Origin of the sequence: Burkholderia sp. 572, from assembly GCF_040545135.1 — a bacterium.
Classification (GTDB): domain Bacteria; phylum Pseudomonadota; class Gammaproteobacteria; order Burkholderiales; family Burkholderiaceae; genus Burkholderia; species Burkholderia cepacia.
Map to the genome: position 1 here is coordinate 1 of NZ_JBEPLH010000047.1, position 21740 is coordinate 21740.

Sequence of the window (21740 nt, forward strand, 5' to 3'; positions counted from 1 at the left end):
TCGACAGGACGGCGCCGCTACCGCGGCGCCGTCAGATAAAAAACTGGGGAAAATTACTTCGACGAAAATGGGGAGTATCTATCCGACGCTGACAGTGTGCATCACGCGATTCGCACGGTGAAGCTTCAGTTGCAGGATGGTGGCGAACAAAGTGCCGCTGGACGCTGGGTCATCGAGGGCGACCTCGCCAGCTACTTCGACACCGTTCATCATCGCTTGCTTCTGAAGGGAATCCGCAAGCGGATCGCCGACCAGCGCCTCCTTGCCCTGCTCTGGAAGTTCATCAAGGCAGGATGCGTTGATCGTGATCTGTTTCGTGCCGCAAGTGAAGGCGTTCCTCAGGGCGGCGTCATCTCGCCGCTCCTATCCAACATCATGCTGCACGAATTCGATGCGTGGATGGAAAGGAACTACCTGAGCAAGAAGGTGCGGAAGGATCGGTGGGCGTGGAACTTCGCGATTCTCAAGCAGCGTCCGATTACTGTTCGAGAAAACCGGCAGTGGAAACCAGCTATTGCCTACTGTCGGTATGCAGATGACTTTGTGATCGTGGTCAAGGGAACTCGCGAACATGCCGAGGCAGTGCGCGAAGCATGCCGAGAGTTCCTCGAAGGCGAACTGAAGCTCACGCTGAATATGGAGAAGACCCATATTACACACGTGAACGACGGTTTCGTATTCCTCGGTCACCGCATCATCCGCAAGCGTGGATCACGTGGCCGCATGCGGCCGGTAACGACCATTCCGTGGGAGAAGTATCGAGGCTTTGCCGGGAGGCTCGTCAAGCAACTGTCGGGCAACTACGGCATGAACCGGATGGACCTGATGGAAAGCCTGAACCGGCAGATCGCCGGCTGGGCCGCCTTCTACCAATACACCGACTTCACGGCCACCATGTTCAGAAAGCTGGATCGCACGGTCTTCTGGAAATTCGGCTACTGGCTCGCGCGCAGGTATCGGCGAGGGTTCAGGTCGCTGATGCGCGACTACGTCCGGGCGCCGGAGCCGGGACAGGCTGCAACATGGGTGCTGCAGGGCCAAAACAGTCGAGGTTGGTACGGGCCGGTGGCGCTTCGGCGTCTTGTTACCAGTCGGAAGGGCCAGTTCAGGTGGCGTAGCCCGTCGGAAAATCCGTACATCATGCGCGATGAGACACGCAGCACCATCGAATCGCGCTATGCCGATGTCGCCTTTGCTATGAGCAACGCTTGAACGGAGAGCCGGATGCGCCGAGAGGTGCAAGTCCGGTTCGGGGAGGAGAGGCCGGGAGATAGCTCGACTACGCCCGGTCTCTTACTCCACTCTCGACATGGCAAGGCTGGCTGTACGTGGCATTCGTGATCGACGTGTTCGCCCGCCGTATTGTTGGCTGGCGCGTCAGCTCGTCGATGACCACGGACTTTGTTCTGGATGCACTTGAACAAGCGCTGTACGCCCGCCAACCGGGCGAGGACGGGACTTTGATACACCACTCCGATAGAGGGGCCCAATACGTCAGCATTCGCTACAGCGAACGGCTGGCTGAGGCCGGCATCGAGCCGTCGGTCGGCAGCCGGGGCGACAGCTACGACAATGCGCTGGCCGAAACGATCAACGGCCTGTACAAGACGGAACTGATTCATCGGCGCGCCCCTTGGAAAACAAGGGAATCCGTCGAACTGGCAACGCTGGAATGGGTCGCCTGGTACAACCATCATCGGCTGATGGAACCGCTCGGCTATATCCCGCCTGCTGAAGCTGAGGCAAACTACTACGGGCAACTCAGAAATGCCGCTGACGTGTCCGCATTAACTTAAACCAACCAGCCTCCACGATTCCCGGTGCGGTTCACTCACCAAGCTGCCCTACCCCAAAAGGGGACTGCGCTGGCTCGCAAAAACACGCCTCTAGTGGAGGTAAGTTGTCTCGGCCGTCGATTCGCCGCCTGCGTTCGGATGTCGCGTCGTTTCCGCGGTGCCAAACTGCTGATTTCTAGCCAGTGTCACCAAAACGAGTGCGGCGATCGAACCGCCCACGAGCATGACACTACTACCCGTTACCCAGCCCAAATGGCGCGTGAGTACGGCCAGGATGTAACCCGCGAAGGCGGCAGGAATATAAAACGACGACACGAACAGCGACGCACCGAACGACGTCGAGATTCTGGGATGGATGGAGTGAATGATGGCGGAGCTGAAGTTCGCGAACAGCACCCCGCTCGCCATGCACCCAAATATGAATGACAGCAATCCGTGCAGATAGATGGAATGCCAGAGCGGCGTAAAGAGCAGGCCGCCACTGATCGACATCACGCATAATGCGATTTGCAGAATCCGGCGGTTTCCGAATCGATGCCCAAGCCATCCACACAGCAACGAAAGGAATCCACCCGCACCGTAGCAGCTGGCCGCAAAGGCGGCTTCCCTGGGGCTGAAACCCAGGTGCGAGCGGAGGAACGTCGGGTAAAGACCGAGATACGCATAAATGACGAGCCCGCCCAGAGCGGTTGCAGCGGCAAGCAACCAAGTCGTCGAAGTGGTTGACGCTAGTCGACTTTCTTTCTTGTGATGGCGTGGGACAGGCCTGACGGAGGCTGGTTTGAATTCGCTGAATTCACTTGTCACGAAGCGCAGGCAGACGATCACCATCACGAACCCTGCAGCGCCGAATACGGCGAATGGCGCTTGCCAGTCATACCCCTTCAACAACACTACGCTGAGATTCGGGCCGATAATCGCGCCGAGCCCGAACATGGAGTTGATCGCGCCAGTAGCGATCGCCGTGTGACGATGAAAATAGCTCGTTGCCATCGAGAGCACGGCGATCAACTGGATCGACTCGCCCATGCCGGAAATGAATCTGTAAAAGAGCAGATCGGCATAGCCATATGACCGCGCGGTAAGCACAGTTGCAGCCGAGAAAATTATCAGGCCGACTATCGCCACGTATTTTCTTGGCATCTTGTTGAAGAGCCAGGCGGTCGGCAGTCCGGCGAGTCCCATGCCAAGTGTGAAAACGGTAGCGGCAAACCCGATCTCTTCGAGCGAAAGATTGAGGTGCGCGCGTATTTCAACAGCGAGAATCGAAAATAGATTTCGATCCATCGTGTTGATGAGATAGGAAAGCAGCAGTATCAGGAAGACGAAAATCGGTGCGTGAACGACACTGTTCCGGGATGAAGCTGCCCGGTGTGTGATTGCTCGTTCAGTTTTTTCCACGTCTCTCTCCGATTAGAATTTTGTCATCGGCTACTTGCGGCTGTCGAGGGGCACGACGCTGCTGGCGCCGAATCGATCTTCTCTCGACCTGGTTCGTTCATGGCACAAGCACACTGGAGCCCGAAGTGCGACCGGCCGCCAAGTCGGCGTGTGCCTGAGCAGCGTCAGCGAGGGCGTAGCGCTGGTTAATCGATACTTTGAGTACGCCCCGCGCACACAGGTTGAAGACCACGGCCGCCGAGGCGCGCAGATCTGCGGTAGATGCCGTGTAGGTCACCAACGTCGGCCGAGTGAAATACAGCGAGCCTTTCTTCTGAAGCGTTGCGGCCTCCACCGGCGGCGGGGCACCCGTGGTGGTGCCGAAGGACACGAAGTAGCCACGCGGTGAAAGGCAGTTGATCGACTGCTCAAAGCTGTTCTTGCCGACCGAGTCATAGACCACCGGTACGCCAGCGTCGCGGGTGAGTGCCCTGACGCGCTGGACAACGTCCTCGGTCAGGCGATCGATCACGTGCTCGTAACCGTTGGCACGAGCCAGGGCCACCTTTTCGGGGCCGGCCACCACGCCGATCATACGCGCGCCCAGGTGCCGACCCCACTGGCCGGCGAGCAAGCCTATGCCGCCGGCGGCGGCGTGCATCAGCACGTGCTGCCCCTTCTGTACCGGGTAGCAACGGCGCATCAGGTATTCGACAGTCACGGACTTAAGCATCATCGCGGCGAGCTGTTCGTCGCTGATGTGATCAGGTGCGTGCAGCAAACGCTCGGCGGGGTAGTTGCGATGGGTGGCATACGCGCCCATCACGGGTCCGCTGATGTAGCAGACGCGGTCGCCGGGATGGAAGTCCGTCACGCCTGCACCTACCGCCTCGACGACACCGGCGGCCTCCGTGCCCAGGCCGCTGGGTACGGGCACCGGATACAGACCCGAACGGGCATAGATGTCTTGGAAATTCAGACCGATGGCGGTGTGACGGATGCGGACCTCGCCAGCATCGGGTTCGGCGAGGTCGACCTCGTCGAACCGCAGGACGTTGGGCTCGCCTGGGGTGTGGAAGCGAACGACTTTGGCTTTCATGGTGCTATTGAAGTTGGTTGTGATGGTGAAGAAGAGGCAATTCATGTCGAGGTCGCACGCTCGGCTTCACCACAGAAGCAGGCGTCATGTCGTCTGTGTCTCGTCTTGTTCCTCCGGCGTCCGGACGATTCCATTCGGAAGCCGGAGTTCGGTGCACGCGTCAGAAACTTGACGGGTTGACGACAGGCTCCCTGGTCATCACCTCGGCGGCACCTTTGTCATTCGAGCCGGCATCAGTCCAGGCGGGAACTCGGCCGATCCGCGCCGCCTCATGCCAGGCGAAGTTGAGCTCGACTTTGATGCCGTTGATGGGCTCGCGCATGAAGAGCTGATAGAGGTTGGAGTTGTGCGCCTTACGTTCGCTGAACGCGACACCATTTTTCGTGAGGCGCTCGATGAATTCCTCGATGCCCTCGCAGTTCAGACACATGTGGTCGATGCGTCCCGAGCCCATTGCACCTGCCGCTGCGAAGTCTTGGTCACCATCGGTCGGCGTCTTCAGGTAGGTATCCTGATGCTCGGAGTGGCGTGCCTTCCCGACGTGGATGACGTCCTGGTCGCCAATGTAGAGCCAGTACACCGGGAAGCCGAATTCCGGGTGATTGCCGTTGCGGAAACCCAGGTTCTTGACGAACCAGTCTCGCGTGGCCTCGGGGTCGTGGGTGAGGATCAGCAGGTGCTCGAGAAAACGCAGTCCCATGATCTATCTCCTTGTGCGTGGTCGTGACGTGAATGTGCGCGCCGCTTACTTCGCATGCTCGCCGGCCACCGCGCGAGTCTCTCCGCTCTCCATCAGGGTGCGCGTAGCGTTGATCGATGCGTAGATCCAGAGGATCTTCATCGGCTCGACGTTGGACTTGTTGCGGAAGCGGTGCGGCACATTGGGCGGGATAAAAGTGGTATCGAGGGGCTTGAGCTCATGCACGTCGCCGTCTATATCGAGATAGGCGTGGCCACTGAGCAGAATAACGCTCTCCTCGCAGTTGTGACTGTGGAAGGGAATCGCGGTGCCGGGATCGAACTCGGTGATGCCGTTGATGAAGGTGGTAGCGCCCACGGAAGGCACCACCATCGGCGTGGTACGCGCACCACCCCCACGGTCATGGCTCTGAATCTGATCGGGGCACAGCACGGCATACTTGATGGCGGTCATGGATGGTCCTCGCTTGGTCCGGAAATGCAGTTGATGGATGTCAGGTGCGGGCCGGGCCGGTCCATACGGACTTGATGTTGGTGAATTCGTGCAGGCCGAGCATGCCCAACTCGCGCCCATAGCCCGATTCTTTGATGCCGCCGAAGGGCAGGCGCGGGTCGGAGGCGACCATGCCGTTGATGAAGACGGCACCAGCCTCGATCTGGCGCGAGAGCTGCCGCGCGCGGTCAAGGTCGGTAGTCCATACCGCTGCGCCCAGCCCGAACGGTGTGCCATTGGCCACACGCACGGCTTCCTCGGCGTTGGCCACGCGCAGAATGGCTGCGACCGGACCGAAGGTTTCCTCGCGCGCGGCGGTCATCTCCGGCGTGCAATTGTCGAGCACGGTCGGCTGATAGAACGCGCCGTGGCCCGCCACCGGCGCACCGCCAAGCAGCCGCCGTGCACCTTGCCTCACCGTAGCCTGTACCTGTGCATCCAGTTCGTCGCGGAGATTGCGTCGGGCCATCGTGCCCTGCGTGCTGGCCGTATTCATCGGATCACCGACCACCAATTGCCGGGTGCACTCGCAGAACGCCTCCACGAACTGGTCGGCGACTGCGTGCTCAACAATGAACCGCTTGGCCGAGATGCAGCTTTGCCCCGTGTTCTGGAAGCGTGCCTTGACTGCCACCGTGGCGGCTCTCTCGACGTCGGCATCCGCGAGTACGATGAACGGGTCGGAACCTCCTAGTTCCAGCACTTGCTTCTTGAGCGCCTGGCCGGATTGGGATGCGATGCTACGGCCGGCCGGCGTGGAGCCGGTGAAGGTCACGGCCGAGATGCGGCGGTCGGCGATCAACCGGGCGACCTCGCCGGAGCCTACCAGCAGTGTGGAAAATAATCCCTCGGGCGCGCCGGCACGCAGGAACACGGCTTCCAGGGCGAGTGCGCATTGCGGCACGTTGCTCGCGTGCTTGAGCACCAACGCGTTACCGCCGGCCAGCACTGGCGCGGCCGCGCGCATCACCTGCCAGAACGGGTAATTCCAGGGCATCACGGCCAGCACCACACCGATCGGGTCGTACACGATGCGACTGTCGCTAGCGCTGCTGGCGATCATCGCGTCGAGCAGGAAACGGGGCGCGGCGTTGGCGTAGACGTCGAAGTTCCATGCGCATTTGTCGATTTCTCCCTCAGCTTCGGCCAGTGGCTTGCCCATCTCGAGCGTGGCCAGCGGAGCCAGCGCGGCTCTGTCGGTGCGCAGAGTCTGAGCCACGCGGCGCAGCAGTGCCATTCGATCAGCGATAGGCGTGACGGCCCACTGGCGCTGCGCGCGCGCGGCCTGCCCGAGCTTACGTTCAATCTGCTCCGCAGAGTGCGCCTCGTATTGCGCCAGAATGACGTCGGTGGTTGGGTTGAAGGAAGTGATCATGCAAGTGCCATATCGGACAGAGGGGCGATGCCGAGGTCGGTCGCCAGGGTGTTCAATTCGGCCATCAGCCCGGCAGAAACCGGGACGCCGCTTTCGCTGTAGCGGGCACGCCTTTCATGGCTTTGCTCGCCGGGCAGCCAGATGCGCTCTACGCCGGGCAGGCGCTGGCTGCCCCGTATGTCGCGAACAATGCGGTCGACCGAGCGCTTGAAGTCTCCAGGATCGCCGAAGGCCGCGAGGTCGATAACCAGGATGGCCTGGCCGGTATTGGTTACGCTCGTGTGATCAGCGTTGAAGTCGATCACGTCACGCCCCATGGCTGCCCCGCTCAAGGTGCCCGCCAGGAGCCCGATGACGAGTGCCAGGCCGTAGCCTTTGTGACCGCCGATGGGCAGCAGAAAGCCCTCGCCTGCTCGATTTGGATCGAGAAGCGGCTTTCCTTCGCGGTCGATCATCCAGCCCTCGGGCAAAGGTTGGCCACGCTTGGCCTTGGCCTTGACTTTGCCGTAGGCCGCTACCGTAGTGGCCATATCCAGAACCACCGGCGGTTCGTCGGCGGCGGGTACGCTGGCGGCGATCGGGTTGGTCGATAGCAACATGTCCATGCCGCCCCAAGGCGGCAGGTGATTGGCGTTTCCGACCGCGAAGTACAGGCCGAGCATGTTGTGCTCGAGCGGACGACGCGCGTAAAGCGAGGCGGGGCCCGCATGGTTGCTGTAGCGTGTGCCGACCCAAGCTACGCCGGCCTTGCGGGCCTTCTCGATGGCGATGTCCACGGCGCGCGAGACCACCAGGTGCCCCATGCCGTTATCGCCGTCGACTACCGCCATCGCATCGCGCTCGCGCACAACGTGGATGTTCGGGTGCTTGTTGATGCCGCCGGCCTGGATGCGCTTGATGTACTGCGGCAATCGGATGACGCCGTGGCCATCAGAGCCTTGCAGGTCGGCTTCGGTCATCAACCGGGCGACTTGAGTGGCGTCGGCCTCAGGCAAGCCTTGGCTGACGAAAGCGGTCTGGATGAAGCGCCGCAACGCTTCCGGGGAAATGATAGTTGAAGTCATGAGACAAATAGGAATGCGATGGTCGTGGCCCCGGACCGCGGAGTCCGGAATGTCGCGTTTGGCACCCGGTTGACCTGGATGCCCCTCTCTTGCATGAACTTGTGGTAAAGCGCTGCGCCGTCCCACGGTGCAGAGCCTGGCGCCGTGATGTCGGGCGGTATCACATCGGTTTGCGGCCGGCCCACGCCACGCGGTTCAGTAACGTCATATCGTGCCTCCGTCGGGTCGTCCTTCTGCCGGGCGGCCCAGCCATGGATGAGCTTCAAGGTTAGGCGGCGTCCGAAGCCGCGTCTAATGCTATATTTGGGCTCTCCCATATCATTGTGATATGGATAAGGACGGCGGGCCATTTCCGCCGGGGCCGCCATGAACCTCCGGACGCTTCGTTATTTCATTGCTGTCGCTGACAGCGGTAGCCTGACCGCCGCCGCCGCTGCGATACCGATTGCGCAACCCGCGCTCACTCGTCAGATGCGAGACCTGGAGAGCGAAATGGGCGCGCAGCTGCTGCAGCGGCTACCGCGCGGCGTGCGTCTGACGCCTGCGGGCGTGACACTCTACGAATCTGCGCAGCGCATCTTGGCCGAGGCCTCTCGCTTAGGGCGGCGCCTGGCGCATCGGCCCCAGAAGGATTGCCCGCCCGTGGTGCTGGGGGCTTCGCCCACACTCGCGCGGCTGCTGCTGCCTCGTCTGTTCGAGAACTGCATCGACGCCATGGAGGGATTGGAGTTGCGTGCCCGCGAGGCTTTCACCCCAACATTGCTGGACTGGCTGGAGCGCGGCATGATTGACATGGCTGTGCTGACCAACCCCGAACCGCGCCGCACACTGTCGTTCCATCCTCTGTTGGGCGAGCCCTTCGCGCTGGTCTCGCATGCGCAGATGCGCATTGGTCCAGTGGTTTCGGTGAACCAGCTCGCGTGCATCCCGCTGCTCATGACCAGCCTGCACAGGGAATTGGTAGAGCGTCAACTCGCCGGCCTGGGCAAGGCGCTGCGAGTACGCGCCGAAATCGATTCGGTAGACTCGATCCGCGAGTTGGTACAGGGCGGCCGCTGGGCGACTATCATGCCGATCTCGGTGTTCCGGGACAGCTCGCAGCTCCCCTTTGTGGTGAGGTCAGAGATATCCGGCGTGCAGCTCAACCGGGTACTCGTGCTGGCTACGCGTGTTGATCCGAGTCCGAATCCCTCGCTTTCGCTTGTCTACGAACTGGTGGAGGCCGAGTTTGCGCGCATGGAACGCATGGGCATCTTCAGTTTCGCGGCCGCCGACCCGGTCGTCGTCGAGCCCGACAAGGGCTGAAGCATCCGTGTTCATGACGAGCGCTATCCGAATGCGAAAGCTCGACCTATCGTTCTGAACGGCGCCACCGTCACATCACGTCAATGGGGGCCGCAGGCCCCTTCTGAGGGTCGGCCGGGATCCTTCCTCACCGGTCACGCGCAGCCGCCGTTTTTGCAGCGTGAACCCAGCCTTAGCAAAAACCTGCGGCACGCAATGCCCGTGACAGCCGCCTGCCAGACGCCGTCTCCAAGCGCCGCAAACCGCGCACAACAGGACAATCGGGACAACCACATCCCCCGCCATCTTGTGCGTCATAACAGCGGTCTCGAATGTACCACCGTCATGACGCGCACCGCTTACGTGTCAGAAACGGTGGCGAATCCCGACGATCGCACGCTCTTGAGTCGCCTTGCCGCCATCGACATACGCGTCCGCAATCACCGCCTGTGCCTGGCCCGCGCCGTTGCTATCCGACGCATGCCCATAGCTCATCGTTGCGTAGAAATCGGTACGCTTGCTGAGCGCGTAGTCGGCCGCGAGCGTGACCTGCTGGTAGGTGGCCGACGAATCGCCGTGCGATTTCAGGTAGTTGTAACCCGTCTGGAACAATAGTGCCGGAGAGGCCTGCCACGCGACGAACACCGAACCGTTGTTGTAGCGCTCGGCCGTGCCGAACGTCGAATGCCCCTCGCGCAGGTACTCGGCATAGCTATAGTGGCCTCCCAGCGTGAATGCGCCGAGCACGTAGCTCAAGCCTGCCCGCGTGATATTCACCGCAGTCGCGTAAGCACTGTTGACCGATGGCAGGAAGATCGTATCGGCGCTGGTTGCGCCACACGTCGACAGCACCGCGTTACCGTTGTCCAGATGCGCATAGCCGGCCGCGACGATCAATGGCCCGGCCGTGTACGACATCGCTGCGTTGTACGCCTGCCCTGTGCCAACCGAGCCGGCCACGCCTCCGAACCCGTACATCGCGGCCACCTGCACGACGGGCTCACCCATTTGACCGCATTGCTGTTGCGGATCGAACCGTCGGCATTATCGACGTCGCCGGGCGCCGTGAAGTACTCGAGAAAATTATTCCCCTGTACCGGCAACACCAGATCCTGCAACGTATCCTGCTGGCGGCCGGCCGTCACCGCGCCGAATCCGCCCGTCAGCCCGACGAACGCCTTGCGTCCGAACAGCAGCCCGGTACTCATCTTGCCGTTGTCCACGTTGAAGCCGTTCTGCAGGTTGAACAGTGCGCTCAAGCCGCCGCCGCGATCCTCCGTGCCGTTCAGCCCCACTGGCTGACGGACATCTGCCCCGACTGCAGCTTGACCTGGTTGCTGGCGCCGCCGGTGTTGTGCGTGTACTGGCGCGAATGCGTTGCCGCACACGCCGGCTGCGCATGCAAGGGCGGTCTAAGCAATCCATTTCATTGCCGTGCTCTCCTGCCGTTGCGTGGTTGATCCGATTGATATACTTCCTTCATCTGTCGCTATTCTATTCGGATAACGACGTTATGGGGCGATACGGATGGTGCGTTCCGATTCCCTACCAACCTACCTATCCGCCGCGAACCGATCCTGCTTGATGCGTGCCGTCACACCACCCGACGAACCAAACCCACCTGTCGCCCCACCAAGCGCAAGCGCACCGCTACCGACGGCAGTTGCACTTTGCCCTAACGCGATACCGCCTGCGCCACTGGCTAACGACTGTCGACCAAAGGCTATCGACGTAGCGTTTGTTGCACTGGCCAAATTCCGCAGAGCCATCGAACCGTCTCCCGACGCTACCGGGCTACTCGAACCAAGACTATTCGCCCCGATGGCGATCGAATTGTCCCGTGGCGCTCGCCGCTCCACCAAGTGTGGTTGAGGTATTTGTTGCTACTGTCCCAGTTCCGACAGCCGTTGCTCCGGTGATCTGCCCCCGGTGAACACACCACCGAGGACCTCAACGAAGGCGCCCTCACGCTTGCCGAAGCGGTGGGCGCATGGAAGCTCGACTAGACCACCGCTGGCACCCAGACGAGCGGCGACAGCGCATGCGGCGCTTCATCGCGCGGCGCTGTGCTTCGGAAACCTCATCGCTATGACGAGCCCGCCGTCGGCCGCGTTGGAAATCTGCAGCGTGCCGCCGTGATGGCGAACGAGGCGGTGAACGATGGCCAGGCCCAAGCCGCTGTGCGAGGTGCCGCCGCGAGCGGGATCGAGCCGGACGAACGGACGCAGCACGCGGTCGAGATCGGGCTCGGATACGCCGGGCCCGTGGTCCCGCACCACGAGTTCGTAGTGCTCGTCATACGCTCGCGTGGCGATCTCCACGGGCGGCTCGCCGTAGGTCAGCGCATTTTCGACGAGGTTCGAAAGAATACGGTCGATATCGACCGTGGGCAGCATGAAGTCGGGCCCCGCGCGAAGATCGAGCGTGACAAGCGCATCGGTATGCGCTTCGCCGCCCGGACTCGGCGCGTCGGTGTAATCGAGACGGCAATGCGTGTCCACGCTGATTTGCGGCGACCCTTCGGGGCTCTCGTGCGCAAAGTCGAGAAACTGTGTGACGACACGCGACATGGATTCGGTATCGCGCAGAAACCCCTCGCGATCGCTACGGTCGGTCAGCAGGTCTGCCCGCACCTGCATGCGTGTGATCGGTGTCCGCAGGTCGTGCGCGATACTCGCGAGCATCACGGCGCGCTCGCGCTCTGCCTCGGCCAGCTCGCGCGTCATGTCGTTGAAGTCGCCAATCAGCTCGCGCAGTTCGCGCGGCCCGCGTGTGCGCACGCGGTTTAGATGATGGCCAGTGCGATGCTCACGCGCGGCTGCGGCAAGATCGCGGATGGGGCGGTTCAGGTGCCACGCAAGCACGACGGCAACCACGATAGCGAACACCAGCGTCAACGCCAGCACCCCGGTGAAACGACTCAGCGGCACCTCGGCCCGCGGCAGCACGATGCCACGCGTGCTGCCTGCGGGGAGCACGCGCAGCGTGCCGTCGCTATCCATCGCCACGTGGGTGCCCGGCGGCAGCACGTGCCGCAGTTGCCGTTCGATGGGCCCGTGCGTGTCGCCGCGAAAGCGCTGCGCGTCGGCGGCCGGCAGTTGCTTCAGGTCCACGAACTCAATACCGAGGATATTTGCCACGGACCGTTCGCCGCCGCCATCCTGCTCACCCATGCTGGCGGCAGCCTCCACGACGCGCGAAATATGGAAGGCGGCAAGGCTCATGCGGGTTCGGTCGATCAGCAGCAACGACGTGAGGTGAACCAGCACGAGCAGGCCCACCGTCGTGATGACGAGCCGGCCGAACATCGAATCAAACGGATTCTTCATCGGCCGGGCTGTCGGGTATGAACATGTAGCCGACGCCGCGCATGGTTTGCAACCGTCGGGGATTGGACGGATCGTCCTCGATCAGGCGGCGCAGGCGCCATACCGGCACGTCGATGCCGCGCTCCGTCACCTCGGCATCCGGACCGTGGAGCAGCTCGATGAGCCGCGTACGCGAAAGCGTCTCCATGGGGTGCGAGGCCAGCACCTCGAGCAGCGCGTACTCGCCGCCCGTGAGCTTCACGGGTGTGCCTTCCCTCAGCAGCGTGCGCGTCGAGAAATCCAGTTCGAAACGGCCGAACCGGCACGGGGCGCGCTTCTCCTGCACTACCGTGGTTTGCGGCTGGCCTTGGCGGCGCAGCACCGCGTGGATGCGCGCGAGCAGTTCCTGCGGCATGAACGGCTTGCCCAGATAGTCGTCCGCACCCAGTTCGAGCCCCAGCACGCGCTCCACGCCTTCGGCGCGCGCGGTCAGCATGATGACGGGAATCGTGTCGCCGCGCGCGCGCAATTGCTTGAGCGCGGTGAGGCCATCCACGCCCGGCATCATGAGGTCCATCACGATGATGGACGGCCGCTCGCGTTCGAGCCGCCGCGCCAGATTGGTGGCGTCGTGCAAGACGGAGAACGCGCTGCCGCGTTGCTGGAAGAACTTGCGCAGCAGGTCGCGCAGCTCGGCGTCGTCATCAACGAGCAGGACCTGCAGCGTGGAATCGGGAAAGGGGGGTGCGTGCACTTCGGGTATTCGGGTGGTATGAGAACGGATTGATGGTAGCCCGGAGAAGGCTCGACTGGCTTTCGAAATATTACTGTGATTTGCGATCCCTAACGGAACCGGCACAAGGGCCCGGCCGCGCAGGTATTACGTACACCGAAAGCCCGATTCTCATTTCCCTGTCCGGGCGCGCCACCGGACAGTAAGTTTCCGTAAGCACGGAAATAGGCGACGTCGGTAGCGTTACGCCTTGCCCAGCACCGGTTCCGCTGAGCTGCCATTGAAGCGCTCGGTGCCATCCCGTTCCCGCATCGCGATGTCCAAACAGGTCAAAGATGAAGACGTCAATCCTCTCTAACCACGCGCACCACCGCACGATGTGCAGGCCGCGGCGCTTATTTTCCGCGCTCTCGATATTCGCCATACTCGGCACCGCGGGCTGCAACAAGCCGACAGGCGCGCCCTCCGGCTTTGCCGCACAAACCGCCGCGGTCGGCGTACTCACGCTCGCGCCGCAGCGCATCGTCGAAACCACCGAACTCTCCGGCCGCCTTTCCTCGCTGAAGGTTTCCGACGTCCGCCCGCAGGTGGGCGGTATCGTCTTGAAACGCCTGTTCGTGGAAGGCAGCGACGTGAAGGCGGGCCAGGTGCTCTACCAGATCGACCCGGCCACCTACCAGGCGACCTACGACCAGGCCCGCGGCACGCTCGAAAAAGCGCGCGCCACGCTGGCCTTGGCGAAAACGAAAGCGGATCGCTACACGGAACTCGTGAAGATCAACGCCGTGAGCAAGCAGGATTACGACGATGCCGTCGCCGCCATTCGCGAAGACGCAGCCGACGTCACGGCCGACGAGGCGTCGCTCGAATCTGCGCGCGTCAACCTCGAATACACGCGTGTGCGCGCCCCAATTTCCGGGCGCATCGGTGCATCGAGCGTGACCGAGGGTGCGCTCGTCACCTCGAACCAGACCACCGCGCTCGCCACCATCCAGGCGTTCGACCAGATGTACCTCGACGTCACGCGCCCCAGCACGGAATGGCTGAGGCTTCGCAAGGCCTTCGCCTCCGGGCGCCTGAAGAAGACGGGCAGCGACAGCGCCGCCGTCACGCTCGTGATGGAAGACGGCACCGAATACACCCACCCCGGCGCGCTGCAGTTCTCCGGCGTCACGGTGGACGCCACCACGGGTTCGGTCACGCTGCGCAGCACGTTCCCGAACCCCGAGCGCGAATTGCTGCCCGGCATGTTCGTGCGCGCCCGCCTGGAAGAAGGCGAGAACGACAACGCGATACTCGTGCCGCAAATGGCCGTGACGCGCGCGTCGGACGGCAAGGCGAGCGTCTACGTCGTGGATGCGGCCGGCAACGCACAGCAAGTGCAAGTCACGGCCGACAACGCATTCCGCGACCAATGGATCGTGACCTCAGGCCTGCACACCGGCGACCGTGTGATCGTGAACGGCCTGCAGGGCGTGCATGCGGGTGCGCCGGTCAAGGTGGCGGCCGATACGCCGCAGACGCAGGCGAACGCGGTGTCCGCGGCACCCGCGACAGACACGGCCTCGACCGTGTCGGCACAACGCTAGGCGGAGAACGGCATGGCAGAGTTCTTCATCAAGCGTCCCATTCTCGCGTGGGTCATGGCCATCGTCATCATGCTGGTGGGCGCGGCGGCGGTCACGAGTCTCCCCGTCGCGCAGTACCCCACCATCGCGCCGCCGTCGGTGCAGGTGACGGCCACTTACCCCGGCGCCTCCGCCGACACCGTCGCGGCAACCGTGACCCAGGTGATCGAGCAGAAGCTGAGCGGCATCGACAACGTGCTGTACATGTCGTCCACGAGCAGTTCCGCCGGGCAGGCCACCATCACGCTGACGTTCAATCCCGGAACGAATCCCGACATCGCGCAGGTGCAGGTGCAGAACAAGGTGACGCAGGCCACGCCTACACTGCCCCAAACGGTGCAGAAGCAAGGTGTGCAGGTCGCGAAGGCGTCGACGAACTTCCTCATGATCGTCGCGCTCTCGTCGCCGGGCGGCACCTGGAATTCGGTGGATCTCGGCAACATCATCGCGACCCGGATCGAAGATCCGCTCGCGCAGTTGAACGGCGTGGGCGACGTGACGCTGTTCGGCGCGCAGCACGCCATGCGCATCTGGCTCAACCCGGTGAAGCTGCACAGCTTCGGACTCACGCCCTCCGACGTGACCACGGCTATCACGAACCAGAACGTCGAGCTTTCCACGGGACAGGTAGGCGGCTCGCCGGCAACGGACTCGCAGGCCATCAACGCAACCATCCGCTCGTCGAGTCTGCTGACGACCGCCGACCAGTTCGCCAACATCCTGCTGCGCGTGAACAGCGACGGCTCGCGCGTGCTGCTGAAGGACGTGGCACGCGTGGAGGTGGGCGGCGACAGCTACGACACCTCGTCGCGTCTGAACGGCAAGCCGGCATCCGCGCTCGCCATCAAGCTCGCCACCGGAGCCAACGCGCTGGACGCAGCCAACGCGGTGCGCGCGAAGCTCGCCGAAATCCAGCTGCAATTGCCGCAGGACGTAGCCATCAGTTACCCGTACGACACCACGCCGTTCGTTCGCATCTCGATCGAAGAGGTCGTGAAGACGCTGCTCGAAGCAGTCGTACTGGTTTTCCTCGTGATGTACCTGTTCCTGCAGAACGTACGCGCCACGCTGATTCCGACCATCGTGGTGCCCGTTGCGCTGCTCGGCACGTTCGGCGTGATGTCGATGATCGGTTTTTCGATCAACGTGCTCTCGATGTTCGCGATGGTGCTCGCCATCGGCCTGCTCGTGGACGATGCCATCGTTGTGGTGGAAAACGTCGAGCGCATCATGAGCGAGGAGAGGCTCGACCCGAAGGAAGCCACGCACAAGGCGATGGGGCAGATTACCGGCGCCCTGGTCGGCGTGACTACCGTGCTCACCGCCGTCTTCATTCCGATGGCGTTCTTCGCGGGCTCCACGGGCGCGATCTACCGGCAGTTCTCCATCACCATCGTCTCGGCGATGCTGCTGTCGGTCATGCTCGCGCTCACGCTCACGCCGGCGCTGTGCGCCACGCTGCTCAAGCGCGCCGACGTGGAGCACCACGACAAGCGCGGCTTCTTCGGCTGGTTCAACCGGTGGTTCGCGAAGAGCAATGCGGGCTACAGTTCCGCGCTCGCACGCGTGGTCGCACGGCCCGCCCGTTACATGCTTCTCTACGGCGCGATCGCCGGCGTCGTGGCATTGCTCTACGTCACGTTGCCCTCCTCGTTCCTGCCCGACGAGGACCAGGGCTACTTCATCGTGTCGATCAGCGCGCCCGCGGGTACGCCGGCTTCGCGCACGCTGAAGACGGTGGAGGCCGTGGAACAGTACGTGCTGAAAGACGAGCCGGGCGTCAAGCAGGTCATCGCCATCAACGGCTTCAGCTTCAACGGCCAGGGGCAGAACAACGCCATCGCATTCGTGACGCTCAAGGACTGGAGCGTGCGCGGTTCGCGCGACAGCGCGCCGGCCATCATCGCGCGCGCCAACCAGCATTTCGCCGGCAATCGCGACGCGCGCATCTTCGTGCTGAATCCGCCCGCCATTCAGGAACTGGGTACGCAAAGCGGCCTCGACTTCGAGATCGAAGACCGCGGCGGCGCAGGACACGACAAGCTGCTCGCGGTGCGCAACCAGTTTCTCGGCATGGCGTCGAAGGAACCGACGCTCGCGATGGTGCGCCCGTCCGGCCTGGAAGACACGCCGCAGTTGCAGGTGGACATCGACCGCGAAAAAGCCAACGCGCTGGGGCTTTCCATCTCCGACGTCAACGACACGCTGCAGACCGCGTTCGGTTCGTCCTACGTGAACAACTACATCGACACGGGGCGCGTGCAGAAAGTCTATGTGCAGTCGGACGCGCCGTATCGCATGATGCCTGCCGACCTTGGCGACTGGTATGTGAAGGCAGGCAGCAGTTCGTCGGGTTCGTCGTCCTCGTCGTCCTCGAGCACCACCACGAGCACGACAGGCTACGACGCCACGATGGTGCCCTTCTCGTCGTTCGCAAAGAGCCACTGGACGTTCGGGCCGCCACAGATCGAGCGCTACAACCGGCAGCTCGCCGCGGGCATGTCGGCCGCCACGCGGCCCGGCGTGAGCACCGGCGAGGCGATGACGGCAGTCGAACAGCTTGCGCGCAAACTACCGGCCGGCTTCGCCGTGGAATGGACGGGCCAGTCGTATCAGGAGAAGCAGGCCGGCTCGCAAGCAACGGTGCTCTATGCGATCTCGCTCGTCGTCGTGTTCCTGTGCCTTGCGGGCCTCTACGAAAGCTGGTCGATTCCGCTTGCGGTGCTGCTCGTCGTGCCGCTCGGTGTGCTGGGCGCGTTACTGGCCGCTCACGGGCGCGGGCTTTCGAACGACATCTATTTCAAGGTGGGGCTGCTGGCCACTATCGGTCTGTCCACGAAGAACGCCATCCTGATCGTCGAGTTCGCGAAGGATCTGCAGGCGCAGGGGCACAGCCTCGTGGATGCCGTACTCGAAGCCGCCCACATGCGGCTGCGCCCCATTCTCATGACTTCGCTCGCATTCGTGTTCGGCGTGCTGCCGCTCGTCATCAGTACGGGTGCCGGCGCCGGCGCACGCCATGCCATCGGCACGGGTGTGACGGGCGGCATGATCGCGGCCACGGTGCTTGCGATCTTCTTCGTACCGGTCTTCTTCGTCGTGGTGCGCAGACTGTTCAAGGAACACGGTCACGCCACGGACTCCGCCGACATCAATGAGGGCAACGCATGAAACGCACACTGATCGCCCTTCTTTGCGCGGTCGCACTGGCAGGCTGCACGCTCGACCCGACGTACCAGCGCCCGGCCGCGCCCGTCGACAGTGCCTGGTCCACCGTCCCCGCGCCGACGCAACCGAAAGCGGCACAGACCACCGCTGCGGCACCGCTGGGCGCCGACCTCGGCTGGCGCGACTTCTTCAGAGACCCGCGCCTGCAAAAGCTGATCGAAGTCGCACTCGCGAACAACCGCGACATGCGAGTGGCCGCGCTCAACGTGGCGCAGTACGAAGCGCAGTACCGCATCGCGCGCGCCAACATCGGGCCCGCCATCAGCGCATCCGGCTCGGTCACGCGCGAACGCGTGGAAGGCTCCACGAGCTCATCCAGTTCGAGCAGTGCGAGCGTGGGGCTCACGTCGTGGGAAATCGACTTCTTCGGCCGCCTGCGCAGCCTCAAGCGCCAGGCGCTGGAGCAATACCTCGCCACGGACGCCGCGCGCACGAGCACGCAGCTCAGCCTGATCGCGACGGTCGCCACCGACTATCTGCAGTTGCTCTCCGACGAAGCTTCGCTGCAGGTCACGCAGAACACCGTGGATGCGGACCAGCACACCTACGACCTCACGGTGAGCATGATGAAGATCGGCAGCGCGTCGCTGCAGGACGTGCGCCAGGCCGAAAGCTCGCTGGCCAGCGCGCGCTCGAGCCTGGCCTCGTACACGCGTGCGGTGGCGCAGGACCGCAACAACCTGGTGGCCGAAATCGGCGCGCCGCTGCCCACCGATCTGCCGCAAAGCGGTTCGCTGATGGAAAGCGAGAACATGTTCGCGGACATCGGCGAAGGCGTGCCGTCGGATCTGCTCACGCGCCGCCCCGACATCGTCGAAGCCGAGCACACGCTGAAGGCCGCCAACGCCAACATCGGCGCGGCGCGCGCCGCCTTCTTTCCGAAGATCGAGCTGACGGCTTCCGCGGGCACCACGAGCAGCAGCCTCTCGAACCTCTTCAAAGCGGGCACGGGTGCGTGGACATTTGCACCGTCCATTTCGGTACCCATCTTCGACTTCGGCTACAACCGCGCCACGCTCGACGTAGCGAAGGTCGAGAAGGACATCGACATCGCCAACTATGAAAAGGCCATCCAGACGGCGTTCAAGGAAGTGTCGAATGCCCTCGCGGGACGCACCACGTACGTCACGCAACTGGCCGCGGACCGCGACTACGTGAACGCCGCGCAGCAGTACTACGACCTCGCTCAGGCACGCTACCGCAGCGGCACCGACAGCTTCCTGACCCTGCTCGACGCGCAGCGCACGCTCTACGCTGCGCAACAGCAACTGATCACGGACATGCTCGCCAAGCAGTCGAACCTCATCACGCTGTACAAGGTGGTGGGCGGCGGCTGGTCGGAGACGAGCGCGATGGCGCAACGATAGTCATACGAACGGTCGACGGGTCGTTTGCTTCGACAATGACCCATCCGATTCGCCCGCACGCCTTGATCCTGCCTCGATTCCACGGCCCGTTTACCGGGCCGGTCTCGGCAGCCGGCCGCCTAGCGGGTGATCGGGCGTCGTTGATTTTCGCGAGGCATGGCTGCATGTCGGACGGATAGTGGTAAACGAATATCTCGTTACTAGGTCGTTCGGCTAGGTCGGCAAACAAGCCAGCGCGCCGTCGAGCGGCCGTTCTGGAGCCGTGCGAGAGGCGCTTCGCGACCCGGAAGCGACATTCTCCGTGGCTTTTTGCAACGGCCCTTCTTCGCCGCCAAGAAGTCGTTCGCAGGACTTGCTACGAACTGCAAAGCCGTTGGTTAGTTGCGGCACATGCAAAGCTCGAACTCGTGTCCGTCGGGACTGCTCAATACAATGCTTTTCATGGACTCGATCTTCAATCCGTCCATCACGATGGTGGCCCCGTTTTCTGTTGCCCGCTTCACGAATTCGTGAAGCGCATTTTCTTCGAACTCAAAGACAGGGACGGAGCTGCTACCTTTTATCTCATCTCCAAAATCGTTTAACAAAAGGCCCAATCTGTTTGTGCCGATCATGAATTCAGTCCACTTGCCGGACCGCTTAAGCGGCTCATATCCGAGAAGTCGCTCCCAGAAAGAAGTGGATGTCTCCATATTACTGACCTTCAAATACACGGTCCGAAGTTTCATGACGTGTCCCCGAAATGGATGCAAACCGAATGTATCAGACGCCAAAATAATTGGTTCATCGCAGGAAACCGTGGAGGGTTTTCGAGCGATTGCATAATCTGACACCTGATTTTGAGGATGTCGGAGGAAGAATTGCTCGATCGCAAGGCACTTCAGGCACTGGGCTGCTGGACCGGCTATCGGTTGGCGCGGGTGGAATGGCCGCAAGGAGAAGCGCGCACGCTGTCGCTGTATCTGAAGCCGGTCAGCAAGGTCATGTACTGCGAGCAATGCGGTGCGCGCTGCCAGCAAATCCACGAGACGACGGTTCGTCGAGTGCGCGATCTGCCGCTGTTCGAGTACCGGGTCGTGCTGCACGTGCCTCGACGCCGGATCTGGTGCGAACACTGCGGCGGCCCGCGACTGGAGAAGCTGGCGTGGCTGGGCCGCTACCAGCGGGTGACGGAGCGATTCGCGAAGGCCTGCGAGAAGCTGCTGCAGGCCGCCAGCGTGTTGATGTCCACGCAGAATTGACCCACCTGAGCCAGTAGTTTTCATCGAATTTTGACCCACGTGATTGAATGCCCTGCTCAATCTTTGAGCAGGGGATACAGAGGTGATCACGGTGGGCATATTGGCCAAGATCAGGCGGATGTATTTCCGCGAGAAGGTCCCGCTGCGCGAGATTGCCAGGCGCACGGGCCTGTCCCGGAACACGGTGCGCAGTTGGCTTCGGCAGACGGATGCCGTTGAGCCGAAGTACCCGAAGCGCGTCAGCCCGAGCGTCGTCGACGAGTGGGCCGCGCAGCTGACAGGCTGGCTGCGTGCGGACAGTCATCGCCCGAAGCGTGACCGGCGCACGGCTCGGTTCATGTTCGAGGCCATCCGCGGCGAGGGCTATGCCGGCAGCTACGGGCGCGTCAGCGCCTTCGTGAGACGCTGGCACGAGGAGCAGGCTGAAGCACCGCGCAGGAAGTGACCTGCCCCCGGTTTTAGTCCGAACTGCAGTTAGAGTCCGAGGTTAAAAACTGCTGCTTCGCGTCGTGCGCCCGGGCGAACTGCGCAGGCGTCAGATAGCCGAGCGAACTATGAGGCCGCTCGGTGTTGTACTCGATACGCCATTCCTCAATCAGCCGCTTGGCGTGGCGCATCGAGACGAACCAGTGCTCGTTCAGGCATTCGTCGCGGAACCGCCCGTTGAAGCTCTCGATATAGGCATTCTCCACCGGCTTGCCAGGCCGAATGAACGACAGCGTGACGCCGGCTTCGTAGGCCCATGCATCCAGCACCTTACCAGCGAATTCCGGCCCGTTGTCGACCGTGATGGATGGGGGTAAGCCTCGCATCTCCTTGAGCCGCTCGAGCACTTGCTGCACTCGTAGGCCCGGCAGCGAAGTATCGACCTCGATGGCCAAGCACTCGCGCGTGTAGTCGTCGACCACGTTCAGGCATCGAAACCGCCGACCATAGGCCAACCCGTCAGAAACTAATGGTATGGTCCACCCGCTTCTTCTATCGTAGTGGCGCTACCACCCATGGAGGCTGCCATGAACTCGGTCACGTTAGGAATCGATCTCGG

General features: G+C 62.6%; 16 protein-coding genes and 5 pseudogenes. 8 read left to right on the forward strand and 13 right to left on the reverse strand.

Features of this window, described 5'->3' with window-relative positions; all coding sequences use genetic code 11:
* Positions 1-117 precede the first annotated feature (117 nt).
* Entirely contained in the window at positions 118-1212 is a 1095-nt protein-coding gene (locus tag ABIC51_RS40260; RefSeq protein WP_275905658.1) for a reverse transcriptase domain-containing protein, read from the forward strand.
* Positions 1213-1295: 83 nt separating this feature from the next.
* A pseudogene (locus ABIC51_RS40265) lies at positions 1296-1796 on the forward strand (IS3 family transposase); the annotation flags it as partial.
* A 90-nt stretch (positions 1797-1886) separates the two neighbouring features.
* Here ABIC51_RS40265 and ABIC51_RS40270 read toward each other — a convergent pair.
* The 6 genes from ABIC51_RS40270 to ABIC51_RS40295 all read right to left on the reverse strand — a co-directional run bounded on the left by ABIC51_RS40270 (position 1887) and on the right by ABIC51_RS40295 (position 7906).
* Positions 1887-3197: an MFS transporter gene (locus tag ABIC51_RS40270; RefSeq protein ID WP_275905659.1), complete on the reverse strand. Its 1311-nt coding sequence runs from the start codon at positions 3195-3197 to the stop codon at positions 1887-1889.
* Positions 3198-3294: 97 nt separating this feature from the next.
* Positions 3295-4320 carry a quinone oxidoreductase family protein gene (locus ABIC51_RS40275; RefSeq protein ID WP_275934498.1) on the reverse strand — a complete coding sequence of 342 codons (1026 nt, stop codon included), beginning with the start codon at positions 4318-4320 and terminating at the stop codon, positions 3295-3297.
* A 115-nt stretch (positions 4321-4435) separates the two neighbouring features.
* Complete coding sequence (locus ABIC51_RS40280) at positions 4436-4975, reverse strand: VOC family protein (RefSeq protein WP_175976982.1); 540 nt, start codon at positions 4973-4975, stop codon at positions 4436-4438.
* 45 nt (positions 4976-5020) lie between these two features.
* Complete coding sequence (locus tag ABIC51_RS40285; protein ID WP_175976981.1) at positions 5021-5428, reverse strand: cupin domain-containing protein; 408 nt, start codon at positions 5426-5428, stop codon at positions 5021-5023.
* Positions 5429-5468: 40 nt separating this feature from the next.
* Positions 5469-6842 carry an NAD-dependent succinate-semialdehyde dehydrogenase gene (locus ABIC51_RS40290; RefSeq protein ID WP_204496259.1) on the reverse strand — a complete coding sequence of 458 codons (1374 nt, stop codon included), beginning with the start codon at positions 6840-6842 and terminating at the stop codon, positions 5469-5471.
* Entirely contained in the window at positions 6839-7906 is a 1068-nt protein-coding gene (locus tag ABIC51_RS40295) for an Ldh family oxidoreductase (RefSeq protein ID WP_275905661.1), read from the reverse strand. Before ABIC51_RS40295 ends, ABIC51_RS40290 begins: the two co-directional genes overlap by 4 nt.
* Before the next feature lie 366 nt (positions 7907-8272).
* Between ABIC51_RS40295 and ABIC51_RS40300 the strand changes: the two genes are divergently transcribed.
* Positions 8273-9211, forward strand: a complete 939-nt coding sequence (locus ABIC51_RS40300; RefSeq protein ID WP_275934499.1) for a LysR family transcriptional regulator — start codon at positions 8273-8275, stop codon at positions 9209-9211.
* 345 nt (positions 9212-9556) lie between these two features.
* On the opposite strand, the pseudogene ABIC51_RS40305 reads toward ABIC51_RS40300, so the two are convergent.
* The 5 genes and pseudogenes from ABIC51_RS40305 to ABIC51_RS40325 all read right to left on the reverse strand — a co-directional run bounded on the left by ABIC51_RS40305 (position 9557) and on the right by ABIC51_RS40325 (position 13252).
* A pseudogene (locus tag ABIC51_RS40305) lies at positions 9557-10485 on the reverse strand (porin).
* A complete protein-coding gene (locus tag ABIC51_RS40310; RefSeq protein ID WP_275905668.1) occupies positions 10476-10610 on the reverse strand; it encodes a hypothetical protein in 135 nt (44 codons plus the stop codon). Before ABIC51_RS40310 ends, ABIC51_RS40305 begins: the two are co-directional and overlap by 10 nt.
* A 133-nt stretch (positions 10611-10743) precedes the next feature.
* A complete protein-coding gene (locus ABIC51_RS40315) occupies positions 10744-10959 on the reverse strand; it encodes a hypothetical protein (RefSeq protein ID WP_354007090.1) in 216 nt (71 codons plus the stop codon).
* 282 nt (positions 10960-11241) lie between these two features.
* On the reverse strand, positions 11242-12519 hold the full coding sequence (locus ABIC51_RS40320) for an ATP-binding protein (RefSeq protein ID WP_275934500.1): 1278 nt from the start codon (positions 12517-12519) through the stop codon (positions 11242-11244).
* The gene (locus tag ABIC51_RS40325) at positions 12503-13252 is read right to left on the reverse strand and encodes a response regulator (RefSeq protein ID WP_175976976.1); all 750 of its coding nucleotides are present in this window, start codon (positions 13250-13252) and stop codon (positions 12503-12505) included. Before ABIC51_RS40325 ends, ABIC51_RS40320 begins: the two co-directional genes overlap by 17 nt.
* Positions 13253-13566: 314 nt before the next feature.
* Here ABIC51_RS40325 and ABIC51_RS40330 point away from each other — a divergent pair, with 314 nt between their 5' ends.
* Genes ABIC51_RS40330 through ABIC51_RS40340 form a run of 3 tightly spaced genes read left to right on the forward strand, consistent with a single transcriptional unit; the run spans position 13567 to position 19454 of the window.
* Positions 13567-14820 (forward strand): efflux RND transporter periplasmic adaptor subunit, encoded by a 1254-nt coding sequence (locus tag ABIC51_RS40330; protein WP_275934501.1) that lies wholly within the window; start codon positions 13567-13569, stop codon positions 14818-14820.
* Between the two features lie 12 nt (positions 14821-14832).
* A complete protein-coding gene (locus ABIC51_RS40335) occupies positions 14833-18030 on the forward strand; it encodes an efflux RND transporter permease subunit (protein ID WP_275934502.1) in 3198 nt (1065 codons plus the stop codon).
* Positions 18027-19454: an efflux transporter outer membrane subunit gene (locus ABIC51_RS40340; protein ID WP_275934503.1), complete on the forward strand. Its 1428-nt coding sequence runs from the start codon at positions 18027-18029 to the stop codon at positions 19452-19454. The genes ABIC51_RS40335 and ABIC51_RS40340 overlap by 4 nt, the downstream gene beginning before the upstream one ends.
* 377 nt (positions 19455-19831) lie before the next feature.
* Here ABIC51_RS40340 and ABIC51_RS40345 read toward each other — a convergent pair whose 3' ends face one another.
* Positions 19832-20182 (reverse strand): VOC family protein, encoded by a 351-nt coding sequence (locus tag ABIC51_RS40345; RefSeq protein ID WP_175976971.1) that lies wholly within the window; start codon positions 20180-20182, stop codon positions 19832-19834.
* A 132-nt stretch (positions 20183-20314) separates the two neighbouring features.
* Between ABIC51_RS40345 and ABIC51_RS40350 the strand changes: the two are divergent.
* Positions 20315-20674, forward strand: a pseudogene (locus ABIC51_RS40350) (transposase family protein); the annotation flags it as partial.
* A 139-nt stretch (positions 20675-20813) separates the two neighbouring features.
* Positions 20814-21104: pseudogene (locus tag ABIC51_RS40355) on the forward strand (IS21 family transposase); the annotation flags it as partial.
* Positions 21105-21153: 49 nt separating this feature from the next.
* On the opposite strand, the pseudogene ABIC51_RS40360 reads toward ABIC51_RS40355, so the two are convergent.
* Positions 21154-21663: pseudogene (locus tag ABIC51_RS40360) on the reverse strand (integrase core domain-containing protein); the annotation flags it as partial.
* Between the last annotated feature and the right edge of the window lie 77 nt (positions 21664-21740).

Bases quoted from the DNA above. Each gene is read 5' to 3' on its own strand.
- ABIC51_RS40290 (WP_204496259.1), bottom strand. From the start codon at position 6,842: ATGATCACTTCCTTCAACCCAACCACCGACGTCATTCTGGCGCAATAC.
- ABIC51_RS40280 (WP_175976982.1), bottom strand. From the start codon at position 4,975: ATGGGACTGCGTTTTCTCGAGCACCTGCTGATCCTCACCCACGACCCC.
- ABIC51_RS40345 (WP_175976971.1), bottom strand. From the start codon at position 20,182: ATGAAACTTCGGACCGTGTATTTGAAGGTCAGTAATATGGAGACATCC.
- ABIC51_RS40300 (WP_275934499.1), top strand. From the start codon at position 8,273: ATGAACCTCCGGACGCTTCGTTATTTCATTGCTGTCGCTGACAGCGGT.
- ABIC51_RS40315 (WP_354007090.1), bottom strand. From the start codon at position 10,959: ATGGCTCTGCGGAATTTGGCCAGTGCAACAAACGCTACGTCGATAGCC.
- ABIC51_RS40320 (WP_275934500.1), bottom strand. From the start codon at position 12,519: ATGAAGAATCCGTTTGATTCGATGTTCGGCCGGCTCGTCATCACGACG.
- ABIC51_RS40285 (WP_175976981.1), bottom strand. From the start codon at position 5,428: ATGACCGCCATCAAGTATGCCGTGCTGTGCCCCGATCAGATTCAGAGC.
- ABIC51_RS40340 (WP_275934503.1), top strand. From the start codon at position 18,027: ATGAAACGCACACTGATCGCCCTTCTTTGCGCGGTCGCACTGGCAGGC.
- ABIC51_RS40335 (WP_275934502.1), top strand. From the start codon at position 14,833: ATGGCAGAGTTCTTCATCAAGCGTCCCATTCTCGCGTGGGTCATGGCC.
- ABIC51_RS40275 (WP_275934498.1), bottom strand. From the start codon at position 4,320: ATGAATTGCCTCTTCTTCACCATCACAACCAACTTCAATAGCACCATG.
- ABIC51_RS40330 (WP_275934501.1), top strand. From the start codon at position 13,567: ATGAAGACGTCAATCCTCTCTAACCACGCGCACCACCGCACGATGTGC.
- ABIC51_RS40295 (WP_275905661.1), bottom strand. From the start codon at position 7,906: ATGACTTCAACTATCATTTCCCCGGAAGCGTTGCGGCGCTTCATCCAG.